The sequence below is a fragment of the Verrucomicrobiia bacterium genome, from assembly GCA_019634625.1.
Lineage (GTDB): Bacteria > Verrucomicrobiota > Verrucomicrobiia > Limisphaerales > CAIMTB01 > CAIMTB01.
The window spans coordinates 46958-68736 of sequence record JAHCBA010000003.1; the positions used below are offsets into that span (position 1 = coordinate 46958).

The window sequence follows — 21779 nt, forward strand, 5'->3', positions numbered from 1 at the left end:
AGAGCTTTACTCTTAATTTGTTGCGGGCTGGTGGCCCTGGTGGGGCGCCGTATGGAGGCGGGGCCGCCCAGCTACACCTACGGGCAGCAGGTGGTGGCGGCGGTGCTGATGGGGGAAGCGTGGGGCGAAGGGGAGAAGGCCATGACGGCGGTGGCGGAGGTGATTCGATTGCGGGCGGACCGGGCGGGGATAAGTCCTCTGGCGGCGGTGCTGCGGCCGAAGCAGTTCACCTGTCTGAACCGGACGACTCCCGAGGCTCTGATCCGGAGGTACCATGGTGAGCGGGATTTTCGGAAGGCGCTGGAGATCGCCCGGCGCATGTACAACCAGCCGGAGACGCTGCCGGGGTATTCGCGGGGGGCGACGCACTTCGAGCGGTTGGGCACGCGGGCGTACTGGACGGAGGGACATTCCCCGGTTGCGGTGGTGGGCAGGCTGGCATTCTACCGCCTGGCGCGGTGAGGTCCGTGGGGATGCCGGCGGGACGGATCAGGAACGCGGGTCAAGGGCATCGCGGATACCGTCTCCGAGGAACCCCAGGGCGAGGAGGAGACCAACCAGCATTCCGGCCGGGCCGGCGAGCAGCCATCCGTAGGTTCGGATCGGATTGATTTGGGCGGCGCCCTCGGCGATGAGGGTGCCGAGGCTGGCCTGCGGGGGTTGGACTCCCAGGCCCAGGTAGCTGAGGAACGACTCGGCGAGCACCACGGTCGGGAGGGTCAGGGTAAGGTAGGTGAGAATCACCCCGGTGGTGTTGGGCAGGATGTGGCGGAAGAGGAGTCGGGCATGGCCGGCTCCCAGCGCGATGCTGGCTTCGACGAAGGGGCGCTGCCGGAGCGACATCACCTGGGTGCGGACGATACGGGCCATGGTGAGCCACGAGATGGCACCGAGGCCGAGAATCAAGAGTAGGAGGGGGGCGTGATCGGCATCCTGCCCGCTCCCGAGCCGGGCGAGGATGGCGCGGGCCGGCGCCTGCAGGGTGGTCAGGAGGACGATGATGAAGATCACGGACGGCAGGGAGTAGAGGATGTCCACGGTGCGCATCAGAACGCCGTCGAGGCGTCCTCCGACGTAGCCGGCCACCGCACCCCAGACAACGCCAATGACGAGGCTGACGACGGCCCCGGCGAGGCCGACCCAGAGACTGATACGGGCACCGGCGCAGATTCGTGCGAGGAGGTCGCGTCCGTTGGCATCGGTGCCAAGCCAATGGGTGAGGGACGGCGAGGCCCACTGGGCCTGGGTCAGGGTTTCCGGGTGGTGGGGCCACCAGACGGGGGAGGAGAACACGGCGAGGAGAAGGGCGAGGAGGAACAGGGAGGCAGCGACGGCGGTGCGGAGAGCCACGAATCTCCGTGCGGCCCGGGTCCATGGGGACTGACCGAACTGACCGAGTGCGAGCGTCGGCGGGGAAGAGGGGGCCGGGTTCGATTCAGGCATGGCGGATGCGGGGATCAAGCCAGGCATGGACGAGGTCAGTGATCAGGTTGAGAACGAGGAGGAGGGCGGAATAGAGGAGGACGAGTCCGACGATCAAGGGGTAGTCGCGGTTGAGGGCGCTGTTGACGGTGAGGGTGCCAATGCCGGGGAGTTGGAAGAGGTTCTCGACGATGAAGGAGCCGGTCAGGAGGTCGGCGAGAAGGGGGCCGGAGAAGCTGACGACGGGAAGGATCGCCAGCGGCAGGACATGGCGGAGTTGGATGCGCCACTCCGGGAGGCCGCGGGCTCTGGCGGCACGGATGTGGGGCGAGGTCATGACGTCGGTCCAGCCCTCGCGGACGAGTCGGGCGACGCGTCCGGCATAGTAACCACCGAGGGTGAGGACGGGGAGGACCATATGCCATGGACCGCCCCAGAGGGCGACGGGGAAGAGTTCCCAGCGGACGGCGAAGAAGAGGATGAGGAGCGGGCCGGAGACGAAGCCGGGGATGCACACGGCCAGGAGGGCGAGGAGACTGGTGGAGCCGTCCATCCAACGTCCGCGGCGAAGCGCGCCGGCGACGCCGAGAGGAAGTCCGAGGCCGAGGGCGACGCTGAAGGCTGCGGCTCCCAGGGCCATGGAGACGGGGAATCCTTGGGCAATGATTTCGCCAACGGTGTGGTTGCGGTGCTTCAGGGACGGGCCCAGGTCGCCGGTGGCGGCGCCTGCGAGGAAGCGGGCGTACTGTCGCCAGAGGGGGTCGTCGAGGTGATAGCGATCGCGCAGGGCACGTTCGATTTCAGGGGAAGCCGGGGCGCGCTCGCGATCGAACGGGCCGCCCGGGGCGAGGCGGACAAGGGCGAAGGCGGCCAGGCTGACCAGCAGCAGGACGGGAACGAGGGTCCAGAGGCGCTTCAGCCAGAACATGCCGGTTGGGGATCAGGCGGGCGCGGAAACGCCGGCGACTGGATCCCGATGGGTGGGGGTGGGGCGACCGGGACGGAACTGTTCGAGGTGATCGAGGTCGGCGGTGAGGGTGTCGAAGCCGCCGGCGGCGTGGGCAAGGGCCTTTCGGACGGAGGCGGCGAGGGTTTCGGGGCTGGCTTCAGCGCGGAGGTTGAGAATCAACTGGGCGCCAAGGACGGGACCATCGAGTCGGAGGGAGAGTTCGGGGATGAAATCGTTGCGGACGAGGTTGATGGCCGCGATTTCGCCGAGGCCATCGTCGGGGCTGAGGGTCATTTTGAGGTGGGCAATCTCAGCGGTTTGGGCGGCCAGGTGTTCCTGGATGGCGCGGGCCAGGGCGCCAAGGAAACGCTCGGTATCAAAGGGGGTGCTGGAGGCGAGTCGAACGGTGGCGTTGAGCCAGCCGAGCAGGGCTTCGCCCTCCGCGTAGAGGTCGTAGTCCACCTGCATGGAGGCCCGGCGGGACTGTTCGGTGCTTTCAAGGCGGGAGAACCAGGGTTCCAGGTTGGATTCGGTGCGGACGGAGACGGTGAGAAGTTCGGCGTGGGGGAAGCGATCGGCCATGGCGGCGCGGAGGGCTTCCATGCGCGCGGCTGGGACAAGGTCGCTCTTGCCGAGGACGATGAGATCGGCCTCCTCGAGTTGCTTGAGGTAGATGTAGCGGACCTTGTCGGAAAAGGTGCCGCCGGGTTCAAGGCCGAGGATGCGGAGGGCCCGGATGGGGTCCACGAGGACGCTGAGCGGGGCGATGGTGAAGTCGGTCCCGTAGATGCGGCGGAGGGGATAGGTGACGGTGGCGACGAGGTCGGTGCAACTGCCCACGGGTTCGGCGATGAAGACATCCGGGCGGTTGTGGGCGGTGAGCGTGCGGGCGGCCTCAACGAGGGAGTTGAACCGGCAGCAGAAGCAGCCGCCCGGGATTTCCTCGGTGGCGAATCCGCGGGAACGAAGCATCGCGGTGTCCACGAGGTCGCGCCCCTGGTCATTGGTGATGAGTCCGACCTTGTGACCGCGTTCGGTGAGGCGACGGGCGAGTCGGGCGACGGCGGTGGTTTTTCCAGCGCCCAGGAACCCGCCGATCATGACATAGCGGGCGCGGGGCGGGACGTTGGGGCTGTTGGAAAGAGGCGGCTCCGGTTGCATGAGCGGCCCTGACTCCGACATGACGGACGGGGTTTGGGCAAGGTCGGAGCGGCCAGAGCAGGATGGGGAAATATAGACAGACAGGCATAGTATTATTGACAATGTAATAGCAAGCCAGGCAGCTTACTGTTTACTGACTCTCTGACGGGCAACGGGGGCATCCATCGGAGTCGGGGGACCTAGGGGTGGCTGACGGGATCGCGGTGTCAACAGCAAGACGCCTGACCTATTAACTTATGGCCTATGTTCCTTGTTCGTGAGGCGAGCAGAGAGCGATCGGCCGTTCTTTTCAGGGCACATCCCGCAGTCGAAGGTTGATTCCAAACGGTTGCCTCCAGGTGGGGTCCTGTGAATGGATAGCAGCATGCGTGGTGTGATGTCCGGACAGAGCAGGTGGGCTTTGGGGGTGGGACTGGCGCTGGGGATGGCGGGGGCGGCGGAGCCGGGAGGGGGAGGGTTGGAGGCGGACCCGATGTGTGTGACGACGAACCTGGTGGTGGACGGGGCGTTTTCGGAAGGGGAGGTGGAACAACCGGAGGGAACTCGGCGGATGGTCGAGCTCCTGCAGCGTCATTATGAGGCGATCGACCCGATGGCGACGACATTCTTCAACGATCGCCGGGTGGAGGCGTTGCGAGGCGAGGTGGCGGGGGCGAAGGAGGTCCGGGAGGAGATGCCGTTGCGGTTCCGGTTGGCGCGGGAGTTGGTGAATGCGGGGCGGCCGGAGGAGGGATTGGCGGAGTTTGCGCGGGTGGAGGCACTCCTGGACCAGGGGCGGCTGCGGCTGGCGGCGGCGGGACGGGCGGAATTCCGGATGCGACATGCGGTGGCCTGGCTGCGGTTGGGAGAGCAGGAAAACTGTGTGGACCATCATCAGGCCGAATCGTGCCTGCTGCCGATCCGGGGGGATGGGGTGCATCAGCGGACGCGGGGTTCGCGGGGGGCCTTGCCGCTGTTGCGCGAGCAGTTGCGGGCGTTTCCGGACGATCTCGGGGCGCGATGGTTGATGAACGTGGCGTACATGACCCTGGGGGAATGGCCGGAACGGGTGCCGTCGGAGTGGGTCATTCCGGCCGCGGCTTTCGCCTCGGAGCATCCGATCAGGCGGTTTCCGAATGTGGCGGGGGCACTGGGGTTGGATGTGAATGACCTGGCGGGCGGGGTGGTCCTGGACGATTTCGACAACGACGGGTTGATCGACGTGGTGGTGTCAGCGTGGGGTTCGGACGGGCCGTTGCGGTATTTCCGCAACGAGGGGGACGGGAGGTTCACGGAGCGGACGCGGGAGGCGGGATTGGCGGGGTTGGTGGGGGCGCTCAACATCCAGCAGACCGATTTCAACAACGACGGGCACCTCGACATCTGGATGCTGCGTGGGGCGTGGCTGGGGGAGGCGGGGCGGATTCCGAATTCGCTGTTGCGGAACAACGGGGACGGGACGTTCACGGATGTGACGGAGGAGGCGGGGCTGTTGAGCCGGCATCCGACCCAGGCCTCGGTATGGTTCGATTTTGACGGGGACGGCTGGCTGGACGTGTTCATCGGGAACGAGAGCTGGAATCCGAGGGATCCCGACCGATGCGAACTCTATCGGAACAACGGGGACGGGACGTTCACGGAGGTGGCGGCGGAGTCGGGGTTGGCGGTGGCGCGGTTGGTGAAGGGGGTGGCGGTGGGGGATATCGACAACGACGGGCGACCGGACCTGTACCTTTCCTGCCGGGACAGTCAGCGGAACCTGCTGTTTCGGAATGAGGGTCCGGCGGGGACGAACGAGGCGGGGCGCGTGACCTGGCGGTTCACCGAGGTGGGAGAGCGGGTGGGCGTCTCGGATTCGGTGCCGAGCTTCCCGACGTGGTTTTTCGACTTCGACAACGACGGGCACGAGGATCTTTTCGTGAGCGGCTATGCGATCGAAGGGGTCGGGGATGTGGCGGCGGAGTATCTCGGGCTGCCGAACCGGGCGGCGCGTCCAAGGCTCTACCGGAACCGGGGCGACGGCACCTTCGTGGATGTCACGATGGCGGTGGGTCTGGACCGCGTGTGCCTGAGCATGGGGGCCAATTTCGGGGACCTGGACAACGACGGATGGCTGGACATGTACCTGGGGACCGGGGATCCGGATCTGGCGACGATCATCCCCAACCGGATGTTCCGAAACGATGGCGGGCGACGGTTTCAGGATGTCTCGGAAGGGGGCGGGTTCGGGCACTTGCAGAAGGGGCACGGCATTGCCTTTGCGGACCTGGACCATGACGGTCACCAGGATGTGTACCTGGTGGCGGGGGGGGCGTACACGGGCGACAACTATCCGAATGCGCTCTTTCTCAACCCGGGGAACTCCAATCGATGGATCGCGCTGAAGCTGGAGGGGACGCGGTCCAATCGGGCCGCCATCGGGGCGCGTCTGAGGGTTCGCGTGCAGACTCCGGACGGGAGCCGGACGATTCATCGCACGGTGAGTTCGGGGGGCAGTTTCGGATCGTCGCCATTGCGGCAGCACGTGGGGCTGGGGGATGCGGTGGCGGTGACGGGAATCGAGGTGGACTGGCCGGCGTCGGGGATTCGGCAGGTATTGGTCGGGCTGGAGATGGAACGGGGCTACCGGATAAGGGAAGGGGAGGCCGAGGCCGCACCGATGGCGTTGCCGAGGATCGATCTGGGGTGGGTGCGCCGGGGGGCGGGGTATTGAGCCATCGGGGCTGCGGGGCAGTTCGCAGGAGGGAGGCTCCGGGACTGCGGGTGAAACGAACGGGTCGGGCCCGAAGGGGGCGAGGCAAATGTCAAATTCACAGATGTGACCCCGGGGCGGGGGGTCAGAGGCCGGACAGTTCGTGACGGATGGGGTCGAGGTCGGCGTCGGTGCGGGCGCGTTCGAGGATGACCTCGCGGCCCTCAATGGCCATGGCCTGGCGGAGCCAGGTGCGGGCTTCGGGGAGATCGCCGAGGTGGCAGGCGTAGCAGGCGAGGTTGTAGTGGATGACGCCCACGGAGGGGAACCGGGGAAGGGCGGCGAGGAGGGCGGTGCGGGCTTCGTGGGTGCGGCGGAGTTCGTGGAGGGCGTAGGAGCGGTTGATCCAGCCGGCGGGAAGGGAGTTGTCGATGGCGAGCAGGCGGTCGGCGATGCGAAGGGCGGCCGTCCAGTCGCGGAGATGGGCGTACCGCTCCCATTCCACGGTGAGGACGGCGGGATGGAGCTGGGCTTCGGGGGAGAGCTGGTTCAATTCGGAGCGCGCCTCCTCGGGCAGGCCGAGTCCGAGCCATCCGCGGGCGGCGTTGAGGAAGTGGGAATCCGGCGGTTCCAGGTCCCTCATGGGTGCTTTCGTTTAGCGCGGGGACGGGGTGGCTGGCAATGGCCGTTGGGCGGGGCTCGACGCGGGCAGGAGGTGTCGGGCGAGGAAGTCGGCGCGGCGCCGTCGGGCGTATTCGGATTCGCCGGCTCCGTGGCCGGCACCGGGGAGCAGGAGGAATTCGAAGTCGTGGCCGGCGCGAATGAGGGCGTCGACGACCTGGGTGGTGCTGGCGGGGTCCACGTTGCGATCGAGTTCGCCGACGGTGAGGAGGAGGGCGCCCTGGAGTCGGTGGGCCTGGGTCACGTTGGATTGTTCGGCGTAGTGGGGACCGACGGGCCAGCCCATCCAGGCTTCGTTCCACCAGATCTTGTCCATGCGGTTGTCGTGACAGCCGCAATCGGCGGCGGCGGCCCGGTAGAAGCCGCCGTGGGCGAGGAGGGCACGAAGGGCATTCTGGCCGCCGGCGGATCCTCCATAGATGCCGATACGGTCGAGGTCGAGGAAGGGCAGGTGCCGGGCGGCGGCATGGAGCCAGGCGATGCGATCGGGGAACCCGGCGTCGCCGAGGTTCCGCCAGGCGACATCGTGGAAGGCCTTGTGGCGCCAGTTGGTGCCCATGCCGTCGATCTGGACGACCACAAAACCGCGGTCGGCGATTTCCTCCTGGTGCCGGTAGGTGGCGCGAAAGGCCTTGGGGACGTGCTGTCCATGGGGACCGGCGTAGATGTTTTCGACCACGGGATAGCGGTGGGCGGGGTCGAAGTCGCGGGGCCGGTGGAGGATTCCCCAGATGTCGGTGGCGCCGTCGCGGCCCGGGGCGACGAAGCGTTGGGGAAAGCGGCCGCGGGCGGCGAGGACTTCGGAGGCATCGGCCTGTTCGAGGAGGACGATCAGGGCGCCGGATTCTCCGTCACGGAGGGCGGTGATGGGCGGGGCATCGACGCGGGACCAAGTGTCGAGGAAGTACCGCCGGGACGGCGACCATTGAACCGAGTGGGTGCCGTCGCCTTCGGTGAGGATCGAAAGGCCGGAGCCGTCGAGGTTCACGCGGGCGAGGTGGGCATGGTAGGGGTCCTCGCCGGGCCGGATGCCGCAGGCGCGGAACCAGACCCGGCGGGTTTCGGGGTCCACGCGATCGACCCCGCGGACGACCCAGGGTCCGTGGGTGACGGCGTTGTGGAGGTGTCCGGTGCGGGCATCGAGGAGGTAGAGGTGATTCCAGCCGGAGCGTTCGGACATCCAGAGGAACTCGTCGGTGCCGGGGAGGAACTCGAGGTGGGTTTTGTTCGAGTAATCGAAGAACGTGTCGCAGGGCTCATCGAGGAGCGGGAAGAGGGCGGAGGCGGTGGCGTCCGGGTCGGAGGGCCAGGGTGCGGCGAGGACTCGCAGGCGCTGGTGACCGCGTTCGTTGTAGAGGAAGATCACCCGGCTGCTGTCGGGGTCCCAACGGAAGTGGGAGAGGTTCCAGGGGATGGGGTGGAGATCGCGGTTGAGGGTGACCTCGCGGCGGGGGTCGATTCCGAAGAGGCGTGGGGTGGCGACGGGGAGATCATCGCCGGGTTTCAGGTACGGATAGGAGTCGAGACGTGGCTGGAGACGGTCGCGGGGGGCGGCGTGGATGAGGTGGACGCGGCGTTCGGGGACGGAGCGGGTCTGGAGGGCGAGGAGTTTGCGGGAATCCGGGGACCAGAAGACCCGGGGCAGGGTCTCGGGGGGCTCGGGGGCATCGTACCGCATTTCGACGAGGCGGGCTCGTTGGATGTCCTGCTGGAAGGAGTGGCCCGGATTGCCATCGAACGCGAGCGGGTGTTCGGCGCCGGACTGTGTGTCGCGGACCCAGAGGTTGTGGTCGCGGACGAACGCCTCCCAGCGTCCGTCGGGAGAGGGGACCGAGGTGACGGGCGTGGGGGTCTGGGGCTGGCGGGCACGTCGTGGGGAGGGGGGTGGATTGGAAGCGTTGGCTTCGGCGGGCCGTCCCTGGTCGGCGGGGGCATCCGGATCGGGGGTCAGTTCGGCGCGGCCGGGATTCCACCGCCAGGTGCCCTCGGATCCCTGAAGGGTGACGATGTCGTCCAACTCGGAGAACCGGAGGGTATCCACCGGCAGGCGGTCGGGATGGACGGGACGCTGGAGGAGGGTGCCGAGGCGATTGGCGACGAGGGCATGGTTGAAAGCCGGGGAGCGGGTGCCTTCGACGGCGTGGACGACGAGGAACTCGCGGGTGTCGTTGGCGAGATCATTGCGGTACCAGAAGCGGGTATCCCCGGCGAACCAGTTGGGTTCGACCCGATCGCGATAGACCCTGGGCGGGGTCCCGGGGGCGGGTTGGGCACCGACGGTATCGAGGCAGGCGAGGACGACGAGGGCGAGGAGGAGTCCGAGGCGCACGAGGTCAGGGGGCGGGCGCATGGCGGCGAGCGTGCGTGGTGCGGGGAGGGTTCGTCGAACCCGATTCGAGGGAAGGGAGCGGAGGGTATCCACGCTTGAGTGCCGTCCGGGCCTGTGCCATTCAATCCCCGATGAACGAGTTTGGGATGCGGCAATGGCGGGTTCGCTGGACGACGCTGGCGGCACTCATGGCCCTGTCCGCGGTCTGGACGGGGTGTGGTCGGGGCGGGGGGGATGGAGATGGGGCGGCTCTTCCCGAGATCCGGGGGGAACCTATTCGGGCGGTGGCGTCGGTGCCGATTCCGCAGGCCGGCGGGGTCGGGATGGAATCCGAACCCGAGGCTGCGGAGTGGACGGACGGCGACTTGACCGGGGAGATCATGGTTGCCGCGCCCGGGACGCCGCCTGTGAACGACGTGCCTGCTCCGGTGCTGGAAGAGGTGACGGAGTTGACGCTTGCCGGCGCGGCTTTGGTGGATTCGGCGATCGAGGTTCCCAGGGAGGGTAAGGGTTCGGAAACGGTGGCAGCCGCACGGGCCCGGCAGGAGCGGGGGACACGGGAGAAGCCGCTGGTGGTGGGGTTCGATGAATTGGCGTCCTTCGAGTACGATCTTCCGGACGGGCCGGTCGAGGTGGAACCGGTGGCGGCGGGGAAGGCTTCGGCGCAGATCCCGGAGGGCATCCAGGCCTTGAATGAGCAGTTTGTTTCGCTGAAAGGGTTCATGCTCCCGCTCAAGGTGGAGAAGGGACTGGTCACCGAGCTGCTGATCATGCGGGACCAGTCCATGTGTTGCTACGGTACGGTGCCGAGGATCAACGAATGGGTCAGCGTCAAGATGGTGGGCCAGGGCGTGAAGCCCATCATGGACCAGGCGGTGGTCTTGCACGGGACGCTGAAGGTCGGCGAGATGTACGAGAACGGCTATCTCGTCGGGATCTATGAAATGGCCGGGGACCGCATGACGGGGCCGATGGACATGTGAAACGGAGGGGTGAATTCGGAGGGTCGGGTTCCACGAGGTCGCGCGGGAGGGATGGGATGAGGACTTGTGGAACCTGTCCCTTCGAATCAATGCCTCCCCGCCGACAGCGTGTGGAGGCACTGCTTCCAGGGCGGTTCATCCCCGGTTCGTTGACGGCCTTCCTGGGCCTGCCGAGTCCTGAACGTTCCGCCTGGGCATGGGGTCACTTCCCGGAAGCCCGGAGGGTCAGGCCCTCGGGCCAATGGGCGCCCTGGTCAATCCAGGCGCGAAGGCGCGCCGTCTCGTCCTTCGTCAGGGCAGGATAGTTCCCGCGCTTCGCAAGAGGCGGCATTTCCAGATCCTCCACCTCGTCCTGCACCAAATGGATCAGCTGGCCTTCGTCGGGTTTGCCAGGAACAACGACCGGCTCACCGCGATTGCCGCCCTTCAGCAGTGCGGCCCGATCGCTCATCGTGAAACCGCCCTTGGGTCTTTCCCCGCTGTGACACGCCAGGCACGAACGCTCGATCAAGGGTTGGATGTGTCTGGAGAACTCGATGGGCGGCGCGGTGTCACCGGGCGAAACGACGGCAATTGCCGGCGCCGCCACGTTCGCGATCGCGGGTGATGTTGTTGTCGGCCCTTGCGCCGGATCGAGCGAGATGGCCAACGCCATCACCGCCCAACTGGTCCCGGCGGCGGAGATCCAACCGTCCCGACCGTGGGGGAAGCCGCTATCCATCGGCGGCTGGAACGGATGAGCGCGGGAGCGGACGTGCCAGGTTCCGTCGGAGAGTTGCGTGCGGACCAGGAAGTCAATCCCACGAAGCACGGCCGGATGGTCCGCCGGGACCCGGGCTCCGTCCATCAGCGCATAGAGCGATTGACCGGTGCCGTAAGCGTCACTGTCCAACCCGGCCAATTGTCCCCAGCCGCCGTCAGCGCGTTGTTGTCGGATCAGTTCCTCCGCAATCCTCCGCAACGCGCCCGGTTTCTCGCCGGCCCAGGCCAGGCCGAGCAACTGATGGACACGTTCCTCATTGGTTTCAGGTTCGGCCTTCATCAGCCAGGAACGGGCGAGGTTGACGCGCGCCTCCAGTTCCTTTCTTTGCGCCGGGATCGGATAAGACCGGATGGTATGAAGCGCCTGCGCGGTGGCCGTGATGTCACTGGCCTGGATGGGCGGGCGCGGTAGGTTCCAGCTCCAACGGCCATCCGGATTCTGGATGGCAGCCAGGTGATGCACCAGGGCGTCGGTGTCCTCGGTGGCGGGCTGTCGGGCGAGTTGGAAATGCAGGCTGGTATAACCATCCGAAATCGCCGGCTCCGGATGGAACGTGGACTCCAGGTTCATCTCCAAGGCCGTGAAACGCGGGTCGGCCAAGGTGATGGGCGTGGACGAGATGAACTGCGTCAGCAGATCGAGCTGGTGCCGTTCCACGGTCGTATCGGTCGTGAACTGGTGCGAGGCCGCGAGGCTGATCGCGGCCAGCGGGAGTTGTTGCTGATGACACGAGACGCAAACCTGACGGCTCGCGTGACGCCGGAAGGTGGACACGGATTCTTCCGCCGTTCTGACCAGGGCGGGCAAGGCGCGCTGAATGGCGGCGGCAGGGGAGAGCGGCGCGGCAGCGGTCCTCTCGGCGGACTTGCTCCGGCGCACTGGCGTGACCGTGTCCCTGGCACCCGCGTCAAGCAGCACTTGCACAATCGGAGTGTCACCACGTCTGCGGGCCAGCATGAGGGGGGTCTGGGCCACGCCGAGAAAATTGTCCACGGGCTGTCCGCCTTCCGCATTCGCATCCGCTCCGCGGGCCAGCAACAGCTCGACCAACGCGGTCGAGGCATGCTCCGACGAAGCCGCCCAGTGCAGGGGCGTGTAGTTGGCAATCAGGTCGCGCTGATCCACCGGCGCGCCAGCGTCGAGCAGGAACCGCGCGACGCCCGCGTGTCCAGCCCAACCGGCCTGTGTGAGGGCACTGCCCGCGATGGCCAGATCGTCCACCCGCGCGCCACGCTCGAGGAGCAGTCTGACCAGCGGTTCGTGGCCTCGAAACGCAGCCCACCCGAGCGCCGTGCGGGCGCCACCCCAGAGGAAACCATCCTCACTCATGGCCGGCACGGCGTTCACGTCCGCCCCGTGGTCGAGCAGCAGGCGCGTGACCTCCAGATCCTCCGCCGCGACAGCGGCCAGGAGCGCTGATGCGCCGAAGGCATTCGTCGCGTTCGGGTCTGCACCTCGATCGAGCAGGAGCTTCACGGTGGCGGCGTTGCCATGCTGGCGGGCGGCGAGGATCAGCGCGGTATTGCCCATCGCGGAACGTGCGCCCGCATCGGCCCCGGCCTCTACGAGCCGGCGCGCCTTGTCTTGGAACGTCGCCGCGCGCATCAGGGGCGTCGCACCGGCTGCATTCGTCACGTTCACATCGGCGCCCGCCGTGAGAAGAAGCTCCAGAATGGCGGCGTCGGCATAAAGTGCGGCGATCATGAGCGGTGTGTCGCCGGTATCGTTGCGCGATCGCAGGTCCACGCCGGCTTTCAACAATTTCCGGACCGCCGCGGAATCACCCTCACGGATGGCTTGAAAGAGGGCGGCGCCTTCCGTCCCCGGTCCTGCCGCCAGAAGCGAGGAACAGGCGAGCCATCCGATCAGTGCGGTTGCGGTGAGTGAGTTCATGGTTTTTGGAGGAGGGTTGGTCCTGGTGCAGGAGTGCTCTCGAGCGAACTGCGTTTGACAGGGTATCTGAGCGACAGGCTTCATGGTTGGAGACGGCAAGTTGACAACCGTGGGACATCTGGATCTGCGACTCTGCCGACGCCGGGCCGCACCCGGCGGTCATCGTCAGCCACCCCGATGTGAGTGGATATTGGGAAGGTCAGAAGGGATAGGCCGGGACCTTTTCGTTCACCGTGATCCATTGCCACTGACTGTATTCGTCCATGATCGAGGGGCCGCCGGAGCGGGCGCCATTCCCCGATGCGCCCATCCCGCCAATGGGGCCGAACACCTCGTGGTTGATGGTCTGGTCGTTGATGTGAACGATGCCCGTCTTGAGCTGCGCGGCCACCCGCATGGCACGTGCCTGGTCGGCTGTGAAGATCGAGGCGACCAGGCCGTACTCGGTGTCGTTCATATGTCCGACGGGCTGGCCCGTGAGCGCCGCGATTTCGATGGCCTCGCGCGCGGAGGTCATGACTTCGAACGGCCCCTTGGGCGGAATCGAACCGGTCCCTCGCACAATCCAACGGCTGATCTCCTCGACATGCCGCTCGCAGAGGCTCGCAAATTTGCGCAGGACATCGCCCCGCGCCTTCGGCGGCAGCGCGGCCCAGGCGCTCTGGGCTGCCTTGGCGGTCCTGGACGCCTCAGCCACATCGGCGGCGACGGGAGAGGGAAGGTCGAGTCCATCCAGGTCGATGACCTGGACCCCGGCGCCGCGTTTGGCCGCCAGTCTTCGCCGGGCGTGTTCGACCAGAATGCGACGCATCGCCTCGGCAGCCGCACCGAAGAAATGCGCGCGATTGTGAAACGTCGGGGCATCTCCGCCGACCAACCGCATCCAGGCCTCGTGGACGAGGGCGGTGGGCTGGAGCGTGTGGCCAGCGGCTTCACGGGCCATCTTCTGCGCTGCCAGACGGCGGAGTTCTTCGTAAACGATGGGGGAAAATCCCGCCGCAGCTTCGGGATCGCCACGGTCCACGCGTTCCAGGATTTGGGTGAACTCGCTCAAGCTTCCAGCCGAATTCAGGCTCGTTTTCCAAGGCCGATCCTGTCAAGTCCCGCCTCTGAATCGGGGATTTGGAAACTCCGACGGCATTTCCCGGCTCCCCTTGGGCCGCCGATTTCCCCACGCGTTCCGGAGGGGATTGTATGATCGAAGAAACCACCGTCGAGGAAGCCCTGGCCACTCAACCCCTGCGGGTGTTCCTCGGCTCCGAAATCATGGTCGGCTACGACGCCGAACTGATCAGTCCCAAGCGATACAGCCTGAAGGTCTTCCGGGAATGGTTCGGCACCCGGGCCGAGACCCACCCTGAGGGGGCCACCGCCTACGTCCTCCAGCTTGGCCATGAACAACCCCCGGCCCTCTGGACCGCCGACCTGCCCGAGGGCCTCGCCCGGTTCAAGGAACAGCCCTACCTCCTGGCCCACGAACTCGACCTGGCCACCTGCCCAGCCATCGAGGTCCAGATCCAGAAGCGCGCTCAGCGCCCCGCAGCCCCCACCAACCTCCGCGTGTTCGAGGATGGCGCCCACCCCACCTACACCACCGGGCAGGACATCGCGGTGAACTGGACCCCGACCAGCGAGCTGCGCTTCGGGTTCAACGTCGTCCAGAACCTCGAATGCAGGGCCGACGCGACGGTTGTCCAGGTTCTGACCACGGGCGGCACACTGAAGGGCGAACTCGCCTTCGCCGGCAACACCGGCGCCGCGACGATCACCAACCCCCAGCTGGTCGCTCTGATGGGCACCGAGGCCGACTTCAAGCTGCGGGCCTTCTACTCGTTGGCCGGCCTGCGGAGCCTGAACTTCGACGAAATCACCGTGAGGAAAACATGAGCACCATCGCCCCCGGACGCCTTTTCAACGTCACCGACGCCGCCAGCTTCGTCGCGCTGTCCCAACAAAACTGGGTCATCGCCAGCGAAGAACTGTTCCGCCGGGTCCCCACCTACCATAACGGCAGCCCGAACACCCTGAACGGCCCACCGACCTCCGGGGCGTGGAACGTCGGTGACTTCTGGCGCGACCAGAACCGGGCGGAGTTCGTCTGCACCGTGGCCGGCACGCCAGGGACGTGGCGGCAGATCGCTCCGGCGACCGTCACCGCCGATCCGGCCAGCGGAACGTTCCCGACCGGGTACCTGATCCTGAACACCACCGACGGCGGTCTGAAGCGCCATGCCGGAGCTCTGTCGTGGGAGGTTCAGGTCGGGTCGAGTACCGCCGCGAAGGTCGGCTTCCACGGGGCTACGCCCACCGCCCAGCGAGCGAACGCCGATCAGGCCGAGGCCACCGACCTCGCCAGCGTCATCACCCTCGCGAACGAGTTGCGGGCGGCGATGGTTGAAAAGGGTTTGGTCAACGGCGGACCGTAGATGGCGGACGCTATTAAGAGAAATGCCGAGCTACGCAATTCAGCCGCATTTGGCCGACTAGATCACGGCCAGAACTCCACCGAGCGAAGACATTCTAATCTTGCCCGTTAGGCTCTCCAGCCTCTCACGCTGCGTCTCACTGATGGCATTGGGGTTTTCATCACGAATCAACTCGGCCCTTCGGATCCAAAGCTCCGCAATATCCGGTCGGCCGAGTTCCTCTGCATGCTGAACAACTTTCAAGCACTCGTCGAATCGCTCAGTTGGGACTACATTTCCGGTCAACTTCTTTCGGGCATCATCGGTAAGAGCCGACAATGCACGATAACCCAAGTCCCGTCTAACTGCCCGAAGCAGCGCACGCTCGACTTCCAAATCCGACAACTCACGTAACCGAAACACCTCGTCAGCCGCAGATTTCAAGACTTGAGCAAAACGAGAGAGCTCGGCTTTTGCATAGTCTACAAGTTTAACTTCTCTATCTCCATCCTTTATCGTTGCATTAGATCTAGCATTGCCAGGTGTCTTTCCCAAGAGTTCCTCAAGCGCAGTGACTGCCTCAGGAGGGAGTTCACGCGAGAGCAACTCCACGTATCGCATCAGCAATGGGTCCAATGTGGTCGCAGCCCGCAAGTCTTGCTCAACCGCTGTTCTTTCCATTAACCGGTCCTGTCTAGATTCTTGGCACAAACGATGCTTGCGGGCCTGCCGAAGTTGCACAAACGGACTTGCCCGAATGGAGGTATTGCTTAGGCTGCGAGAAATGAAAACCCGACCCCACGAATGGAACAAAGATACCCTCCTGGTCTTGTTTATCGTTGGCGCCAGTCAGACGATCTTCGCTGCCGCGGACGAGCATTGGGATGGACGCGTCGGATATCCTGGCGTTACTGATGCTGTCGGAGTCGTGGGAGTTGCTGAGCACCAGGGGGATCTGTATGTGTTTGGTTCATTCCATTCGGTGGGCGGCATTACCGCCACGAACATCGCTCGATGGAAGGGGGGTGATTGGTCGCCATTGGGGGAAGGCGTTGGCAGCAGGACTGTTAGCGCCGCAGCAAGCGATGGCAGGTACCTGTATGCCGGAGGGTTCTTTGCAAGCGCGGGAGGCGTTACGGCCAATAACATTGCGCGCTGGGATGGAACAAATTGGTCATCCTTGGGAGAAGGTGTCAACGGGTCCGTTCGGTCCATTGTGGCGAGCGGCAGCAGCGTTTTTGCAGCGGGTTTGTTCACAAATGCTAGTGGGACCACAGCAAACAATGTAGCTCAGTGGGATGGCGCGAAATGGTTGGCCCTAGGTGACGGAATTGCGCCAATTGTTCAAAATAGCTTCTATCTTGGCACCGTTCATAGCCTGGCGGTTGATAGCACGAATCTGATCGTTGGAGGCAGTTTCCGAAGGGCAGGAAACGTCGCCGCAATGAATATTGCCAGGTGGAATGGTTCCGAATGGCAAGCCCTTGGGGGAGGGCTCCGCGTTATTGATGCATCCAATCCTTTGTATCCAGAAAACGGGAATGTCAGTGCGCTGGCTGTGATGAATGGGTTCATTTACGCCGGAGGAGATTTTCGGTTGGCCGGCGACATAAACGCCACCAATATCGCTCGATGGAGCGGTGACACCGGCTGGCAACCGGTGGGAAATGGGAGAAATGACCCGAGTATTTCCGCGTTGGTTCCCAATGGAAATACGCTCTATGCGGGAGGTTCATTTCTAATGATCGGCGGAGTTCAGGTCAATCGCATCGCCCTGTGGGATGGCAACACATGGGCTCCCCTCGGAAACGGCATCCAATGGGGCGATGGGATCAAGAATTTAGCTGTATCCGGTGACCGACTGTTCGTCGGCGGCCATTTTTGGGCTGCCGGAGGCAAACCCTCGACTAACGTTGCGATTTGGAACATCCCCCACGCCCTGAGCATCGAGCACCAGCGTGGTCAGGTGCGGATCCGATGGCCGGCGACGGGCAGCAACTATGTGCTGGAAGCGAAAAGCGCCATGCACGAGACGAATTGGTCGGAAGTTTCGGGAATCGGCGCCGTCGACAGGGACCAATGGGTCGTCCATGATCTCGTGGAGAACCACAACCGCTTTTATCGCCTTCGCCGAGAGTGAGGTCCGTATCGAGGCCTAGTTTTTGCTCATGAGTGTGTAACAGTTCGAGATACCTGCGTATCCAAGTCTTCGATGGAGCCCCCTTTGGGCGTCGCGAACGCGGTCGGCCGGCGTGCCTGGATGTGTCTGTTGTCGGCGGCGCCTCTTCCGACCGTGACCACACCGGCCTTATTCTCGCGTCGGTCGACCGATTTTCAGGAGGCGTCGACACCATGTACGGGTACTACACCGCCGTGGACTTAGCCACAATCACCTATTCGGATTCGACCCCCAGCATGTCGAACGTTTATGATCGGCAGGGTCGTCGGCTGACCGGAAGGCCTGGGCATCTCGCCCGTCCTGACCACGGCCACGTCGATCAACCAGGTTCTCGGCGCCTTGATCGAAAGCATCGACGCCTTCCCGGTCATCAATCCGGCAACGGGCCGGATCGGCCTCCGGCTGGTGCGGGACGGGACGGCGGTGCGAGGTTGGACCGAGAACGACTTCACCGCGGCCCCGGACCTCGATGCCACCGGCTGGTCGGACACCGTCAACCACCTGACCGTCCGGTTCACTAACCGCGACAAAGGCTGGGCGGCCGATGGGGTTTCCTTCCGCGACCGCGGCAACTTCGCCCTCACCGGCAGTGCCCGGACCAAGGTCGTCGAACGCCCCTGGGTCACCCAGCAGGCGGTTGCCTGGCGTATCGCCGCCAGCCTGGGGCGGCAGTCAGCCCTCCCCGTGATGTCCGGTACCTGCCGGGTCCGCAGGCCGTCCATGACCGGGGTGGGTGTCGGCGACCTGGTCACCCTGACGCATGACGCAGCCGGCCTGGAGGCACTCAAGGTCCGGATCGCCGAGGTCACCGTGGACCGGCCCGACTCTGGTGAGGTCGGCATCCGCTGGAAGGAAGACCGGGGCTGACTCAACGCCGTGCCCACGGTCGTCACCCCCGACGAGGTCACGCCAGAGGGCGCCTACGCCGCCCAGCCTCTCCTGGCCAATGTCGCCATCGAACTGCCCTACGGCTACCTCCAGGAACCGCGCCCTTCGATCCTGTTTCTGCCCGCCCGTGGCGACCCCTTGAGCGGCGGGTTCCACGCCTACTGGGAACGGACCACCGACTCGTTCGTTCAGGTCGCCGGCAGCTCCACCTTCGCCATGAAGGCCACGCTGAACGACGGCTTGGGCGCCGGGACCTTGGCCGGTGCCACCCTCGACCTGACCTTCAGCGGGGACGACTGGATGATCGAAGAAACCACCGTCGAGGAGGCCCTGGCCACCCAACCCCTGCGGGTGTTCCTCGGCTCCGAGATCCTGGTCGGCTACGACGCCGAACTGATCGGTCCCAAGCGGTACAGCCTGAAGGTCTTCCGGGAATGGTTCGGCACCCGGGCTGAAATCCACCCGGCGGGGGCTGCGGCCTACGTCCTCCAGTTGGGCATCGAACCCCCAGCCCTCTGGACAGCCGATCTGACTGAGGGGACGGCACGCTTCAAGGAGCAACCCTACCTCCTGGCCCACGAACTCGACCTGGCCACCTGCCCGGCCATCGAGGTCAACATCCAACGCCGAGCTCAACGCCCCGCCGCCCCCACCAACCTTCGCGTGTTCGAGGACGGCGCCCACCCCACCTACACCACCGGACAAGCCATCGCCGTCAACTGGACCCCGACCAGCGAGCTGCGCTTCGGGTTCAACGTCGTCCAGAACCTCGAATGCCGGGCAGATGCAACGGTCCTCCAGGTCCTGACTACGGCGGGCCTGTTGATGGGCGAGATCGCCTTCGCGGGCAATGCCGGCCCGGTGACGATCACCAACGCCCAACTGGTCGCCCTGCTGGGCTCCGAGACCGACTTCAAGCTGCGGGCCTACTACTCCTTGGCCGGCCTGCGGAGCCTGAACTTCGACGAAATCACCGTGAGGAAACTATGAGCACCATCGCCCCCGGACGCCTCTTCAACGTCACCGACGCCGCCAGCTTCGTCGCCCTGTCCCAGCAGAACTGGGTCATCGCCTCGGAAGAGATCTTCCGCCGCGTCCCCACCTACCAGAACGGGAGCCCGAACGCCCTGAACGGCCCGCCGACCTCCGGGACGTGGAATGCGGGCGACTTTTGGCGCGACCAGAACCGGGCCGAGTTCGTTTGCACGGTGGCCGGCACGCCCGGGACCTGGCGGCAGATTACGCCGGCAGCGGTCACAGCCGATCCCGCGGGCGGGCCGTTTCCGGTCGGGTACCTGATCCTGAACATCGCCGACGGCGGACTGAAGCGCCACGCCGGGAGCCTGTCGTGGGAAGTTCAGGTTGGCGCGAGCACCGCTGCCAAGATCGGCTTCCACGGTGCGACACCCACCGCACAGCGCGCCAACGGCAACCAAGCGGCCGCCACCGACCTCGCCAGCGTCATCTCCCTCGCCAACGAGTTGCGGGCGGCGATGCTAGAGAAGGGCCTAATCAAGGGAGAGGCCTGAGCCAACGGTAACGAAACCAGCGCAGCAAGCGACACGGCGGGGCAGCCTTAGCTCGCACCGATGTCAAGTAGAGCGAGTTGCTGTGGCTTCTTCTTGATCCCGTGATTGTGGGAGTCGAATGCACCACAATCGAAGTTGCATATCAGCGCTTCGACTATTGAGCGTCGGTTCTCCTCTTTAGGACCCGAATGATAGAAATGATCGCGAGTCAGAATATTGAAACTCCTCCAATATTTCTGAATGGCAATGTTTTCTCTGAAGTCATTGTGATGCCATGAGGAGACAATAAACCGCGCTTTAGTCTCCGACAATGCCTGCGACAATCGGCGCTCATCATCCTCAGTCCAACTATTGTAGTAGTCCGTGTGGCGACCAAGGTATGGCGGATCACAATAGATCAAATCACCGACTTCAGCCTGACCGATGATTTCGCTGTAATCGCAACATTGAAAGCTCCAGGTGGGTCGCATAGCCTTACCAACCCAAGCAACCTGATTGGCAATTTTGGTGATGTATGAGGGGGCGAAGCGATCTGGCTTCTTGCAAAACGGAATGTTCCAATTCCCCTTCTTGGAAAACCTCATCATTCCGTTAAACCCTGCGCGCGATAGAAATAGAAAGTCCAACTCAGAACCCAACTCATTGAATCGGTCTCGAACAAGCCGGTAGTGAGCATAGCCCGCATCGTCAGCGTTTCGCAAAAGTTGGCCTTCCCCCTTGAGGAAGTCTCTCACGACCGTTGGGGTGATCCGTTGAGCCTGGATAGCCGAGTAGAAATTGATAATATGCGGGTTCGAATCAGCAAACACCGCAACCTTGGGATGCATGTTGAATCCCACCACACCGCTTCCCATGAAGGGCTCTATCCATCGTCTGAATCCTTCCCCTGCGACTTCCCGGATCCACGGGACGAGCTTCGTTTTTATGCCCTGGCACTTCAGCGGAGGAACCGTAGTCTTCATGCTTCTTCATCTCCGGGTTCGTCTTCGCCCAACTTTTTTATTTCGTCTTCATGCTGAGTTAAAGACTCGATTCCCTTCGTCTTATATTCCAGATAGGTCTTGATAGATGTGTAAGGCCGCTCGATCTCCAGCGCTTTGGCCATGTCTTTGGTGAGATAGTACATCCAATAGTCGTCGTAGACATCCTCGCCCAGGACGCTGAAGGGCCCTGTTCCATTAACCAGTTCGGATATTTTTTGGCACGATCCAATGTTCTTGGTATTCCCGCTCCCAGGGCGACCAACCGCGAGTTTGTATTTTGGTTGAGCGAAAAACCTAAAGGAATGAATCACCGATGGAATCTTCTCTAGATCATCCAACATGTAAACTGCGCGTTCATCAATCGCTTCGAGGCACTGGGTATAGATAACTCCAAGAACGAAGTGACCGGTGTAATCACCGTATGCGTACCGGGTATTCTTAGTGCTCTTACGATTGCGGAAGTAACCCGTAAAGGCGCCCAAGGTCATTCCATTGACGGTATCAGCTCCTGTGCGGTAAGTGCTTTTCACATCGACCGCGAACTTCGCGCCAGTGGTTTCGTCAACAAATGAAATGTCCGGGTAGAAATTCTGCTGAGGCGATAGATCCAAGCGCAGTCCGTGTTTCTTGCCGAATTCTGCGAACATTGGAAAAAGCAGAAGCTCCAAAACCTTCGAGACGATTTTGGTGTCAACCGAGATGGTATAGATGCGCTTATGGACATCGATAAACCCCTTGATGATCCACTGACCTTCGTCTGTCGCTACGGCTTTGGCGAACCGATCGGTTTCCCCTTGCAGGGCGTCGAGGAAGGCTTCCTTCGTCATTGTCGTGGGAGTTTGAAACCGCGCTGACGAAAATCCGATTTGTTTCTGAGGTGGAGCTCGCACCGCGGTGCTATTCCCACGGTCTGGCGCGTGCGGCAGCGAGTTTGAACCTCAGC

The 21779-nt window shown here is 64.2% G+C and carries 19 protein-coding genes; 9 read left to right on the top strand and 10 right to left on the bottom strand.

Translation table 11 applies throughout. The features are described from left to right. The first annotated feature begins 30 nt into the window (after positions 1-30). Positions 31-462 carry a cell wall hydrolase gene (locus tag KF833_02275; GenBank protein ID MBX3744111.1) on the top strand — a complete coding sequence of 144 codons (432 nt, stop codon included), beginning with the start codon at positions 31-33 and terminating at the stop codon, positions 460-462. Positions 463-489: 27 nt separating this feature from the next. On the opposite strand, the gene KF833_02280 is transcribed toward KF833_02275, so the two are convergent. From KF833_02280 to KF833_02290, 3 genes are read right to left on the bottom strand one after another with little or no spacing between them, the layout of a single operon-like run. Then, positions 490-1443, bottom strand: a complete 954-nt coding sequence (locus KF833_02280) for an ABC transporter permease (GenBank protein ID MBX3744112.1) — start codon at positions 1441-1443, stop codon at positions 490-492. Next, positions 1436-2350, bottom strand: a complete 915-nt coding sequence (locus KF833_02285; GenBank protein MBX3744113.1) for an ABC transporter permease — start codon at positions 2348-2350, stop codon at positions 1436-1438. Before KF833_02285 ends, KF833_02280 begins: the two co-directional genes overlap by 8 nt. A gap of 12 nt (positions 2351-2362) precedes the next feature. After that, entirely contained in the window at positions 2363-3472 is a 1110-nt protein-coding gene (locus KF833_02290) for a cobalamin biosynthesis protein P47K (protein MBX3744114.1), read from the bottom strand. A 424-nt stretch (positions 3473-3896) separates the two neighbouring features. Between KF833_02290 and KF833_02295 the strand changes: the two genes are divergently transcribed. Beyond that, positions 3897-6224 (top strand): CRTAC1 family protein, encoded by a 2328-nt coding sequence (locus KF833_02295; GenBank protein ID MBX3744115.1) that lies wholly within the window; start codon positions 3897-3899, stop codon positions 6222-6224. 124 nt (positions 6225-6348) lie between these two features. Here the strand turns inward: KF833_02295 and KF833_02300 are convergent, their stop codons facing one another. Together KF833_02300 and KF833_02305 are read right to left on the bottom strand one after the other, a co-directional pair. After that, a complete protein-coding gene (locus KF833_02300; protein MBX3744116.1) occupies positions 6349-6846 on the bottom strand; it encodes a tetratricopeptide repeat protein in 498 nt (165 codons plus the stop codon). Between the two features lie 12 nt (positions 6847-6858). Then, positions 6859-9234: a prolyl oligopeptidase family serine peptidase gene (locus KF833_02305; GenBank protein ID MBX3744117.1), complete on the bottom strand. Its 2376-nt coding sequence runs from the start codon at positions 9232-9234 to the stop codon at positions 6859-6861. A gap of 110 nt (positions 9235-9344) precedes the next feature. On the opposite strand from KF833_02305, the gene KF833_02310 reads away from it, so the two are divergent. Further along, positions 9345-10196: a DUF3299 domain-containing protein gene (locus KF833_02310; GenBank protein MBX3744118.1), complete on the top strand. Its 852-nt coding sequence runs from the start codon at positions 9345-9347 to the stop codon at positions 10194-10196. Positions 10197-10398: 202 nt separating this feature from the next. On the opposite strand, the gene KF833_02315 is transcribed toward KF833_02310, so the two are convergent. After that, complete coding sequence (locus KF833_02315) at positions 10399-12852, bottom strand: ankyrin repeat domain-containing protein (protein ID MBX3744119.1); 2454 nt, start codon at positions 12850-12852, stop codon at positions 10399-10401. A 199-nt stretch (positions 12853-13051) separates the two neighbouring features. After that, the gene (locus KF833_02320; GenBank protein ID MBX3744120.1) at positions 13052-13906 is read right to left on the bottom strand and encodes an aldehyde dehydrogenase family protein; all 855 of its coding nucleotides are present in this window, start codon (positions 13904-13906) and stop codon (positions 13052-13054) included. A 140-nt stretch (positions 13907-14046) separates the two neighbouring features. Between KF833_02320 and KF833_02325 the strand changes: the two genes are divergently transcribed. Continuing rightward, entirely contained in the window at positions 14047-14739 is a 693-nt protein-coding gene (locus KF833_02325; protein ID MBX3744121.1) for a hypothetical protein, read from the top strand. Beyond that, positions 14736-15278, top strand: coding sequence for a hypothetical protein (locus tag KF833_02330; GenBank protein MBX3744122.1), 543 nt, complete (start codon positions 14736-14738; stop codon positions 15276-15278). The genes KF833_02325 and KF833_02330 overlap by 4 nt, the downstream gene beginning before the upstream one ends. Positions 15279-15335: 57 nt before the next feature. Here the strand turns inward: KF833_02330 and KF833_02335 are convergent, their stop codons facing one another. Beyond that, entirely contained in the window at positions 15336-15878 is a 543-nt protein-coding gene (locus tag KF833_02335) for a hypothetical protein (protein ID MBX3744123.1), read from the bottom strand. Positions 15879-16041: 163 nt separating this feature from the next. Here KF833_02335 and KF833_02340 point away from each other — a divergent pair, with 163 nt between their 5' ends. The 4 genes from KF833_02340 (at position 16042) to KF833_02355 (ending at position 19853) form a co-directional block, all read left to right on the top strand. Next, complete coding sequence (locus KF833_02340; GenBank protein ID MBX3744124.1) at positions 16042-17397, top strand: hypothetical protein; 1356 nt, start codon at positions 16042-16044, stop codon at positions 17395-17397. 378 nt (positions 17398-17775) lie between these two features. After that, entirely contained in the window at positions 17776-18303 is a 528-nt protein-coding gene (locus tag KF833_02345; GenBank protein MBX3744125.1) for a hypothetical protein, read from the top strand. Between the two features lie 9 nt (positions 18304-18312). Beyond that, positions 18313-19314: a hypothetical protein gene (locus KF833_02350; GenBank protein ID MBX3744126.1), complete on the top strand. Its 1002-nt coding sequence runs from the start codon at positions 18313-18315 to the stop codon at positions 19312-19314. Further along, a complete protein-coding gene (locus KF833_02355) occupies positions 19311-19853 on the top strand; it encodes a hypothetical protein (GenBank protein MBX3744127.1) in 543 nt (180 codons plus the stop codon). The genes KF833_02350 and KF833_02355 overlap by 4 nt, the downstream gene beginning before the upstream one ends. Positions 19854-19900: 47 nt before the next feature. On the opposite strand, the gene KF833_02360 is transcribed toward KF833_02355, so the two are convergent. After that, complete coding sequence (locus KF833_02360) at positions 19901-20815, bottom strand: Dam family site-specific DNA-(adenine-N6)-methyltransferase (protein MBX3744128.1); 915 nt, start codon at positions 20813-20815, stop codon at positions 19901-19903. After that, a complete protein-coding gene (locus KF833_02365) occupies positions 20812-21663 on the bottom strand; it encodes an EcoRV family type II restriction endonuclease (GenBank protein ID MBX3744129.1) in 852 nt (283 codons plus the stop codon). The genes KF833_02360 and KF833_02365 overlap by 4 nt, the downstream gene beginning before the upstream one ends. Positions 21664-21779: the final 116 nt, after the last annotated feature.

What these genes read in the sequence shown, in the direction of transcription:
- KF833_02305 (MBX3744117.1), bottom strand. Translation starts at nt 9,234, where the DNA reads ATGCGCCCGCCCCCTGACCTCGTGCGCCTCGGACTCCTCCTCGCCCTC.
- KF833_02355 (MBX3744127.1), top strand. Translation starts at nt 19,311, where the DNA reads ATGAGCACCATCGCCCCCGGACGCCTCTTCAACGTCACCGACGCCGCC.
- KF833_02285 (MBX3744113.1), bottom strand. Translation starts at nt 2,350, where the DNA reads ATGTTCTGGCTGAAGCGCCTCTGGACCCTCGTTCCCGTCCTGCTGCTG.
- KF833_02365 (MBX3744129.1), bottom strand. Translation starts at nt 21,663, where the DNA reads ATGACGAAGGAAGCCTTCCTCGACGCCCTGCAAGGGGAAACCGATCGG.
- KF833_02360 (MBX3744128.1), bottom strand. Translation starts at nt 20,815, where the DNA reads ATGAAGACTACGGTTCCTCCGCTGAAGTGCCAGGGCATAAAAACGAAG.
- KF833_02325 (MBX3744121.1), top strand. Translation starts at nt 14,047, where the DNA reads ATGATCGAAGAAACCACCGTCGAGGAAGCCCTGGCCACTCAACCCCTG.
- KF833_02310 (MBX3744118.1), top strand. Translation starts at nt 9,345, where the DNA reads ATGAACGAGTTTGGGATGCGGCAATGGCGGGTTCGCTGGACGACGCTG.
- KF833_02340 (MBX3744124.1), top strand. Translation starts at nt 16,042, where the DNA reads ATGAAAACCCGACCCCACGAATGGAACAAAGATACCCTCCTGGTCTTG.
- KF833_02315 (MBX3744119.1), bottom strand. Translation starts at nt 12,852, where the DNA reads ATGAACTCACTCACCGCAACCGCACTGATCGGATGGCTCGCCTGTTCC.
- KF833_02295 (MBX3744115.1), top strand. Translation starts at nt 3,897, where the DNA reads ATGCGTGGTGTGATGTCCGGACAGAGCAGGTGGGCTTTGGGGGTGGGA.
- KF833_02300 (MBX3744116.1), bottom strand. Translation starts at nt 6,846, where the DNA reads ATGAGGGACCTGGAACCGCCGGATTCCCACTTCCTCAACGCCGCCCGC.
- KF833_02335 (MBX3744123.1), bottom strand. Translation starts at nt 15,878, where the DNA reads ATGCGATACGTGGAGTTGCTCTCGCGTGAACTCCCTCCTGAGGCAGTC.
- KF833_02290 (MBX3744114.1), bottom strand. Translation starts at nt 3,472, where the DNA reads ATGATCGGCGGGTTCCTGGGCGCTGGAAAAACCACCGCCGTCGCCCGA.
- KF833_02280 (MBX3744112.1), bottom strand. Translation starts at nt 1,443, where the DNA reads ATGCCTGAATCGAACCCGGCCCCCTCTTCCCCGCCGACGCTCGCACTC.
- KF833_02330 (MBX3744122.1), top strand. Translation starts at nt 14,736, where the DNA reads ATGAGCACCATCGCCCCCGGACGCCTTTTCAACGTCACCGACGCCGCC.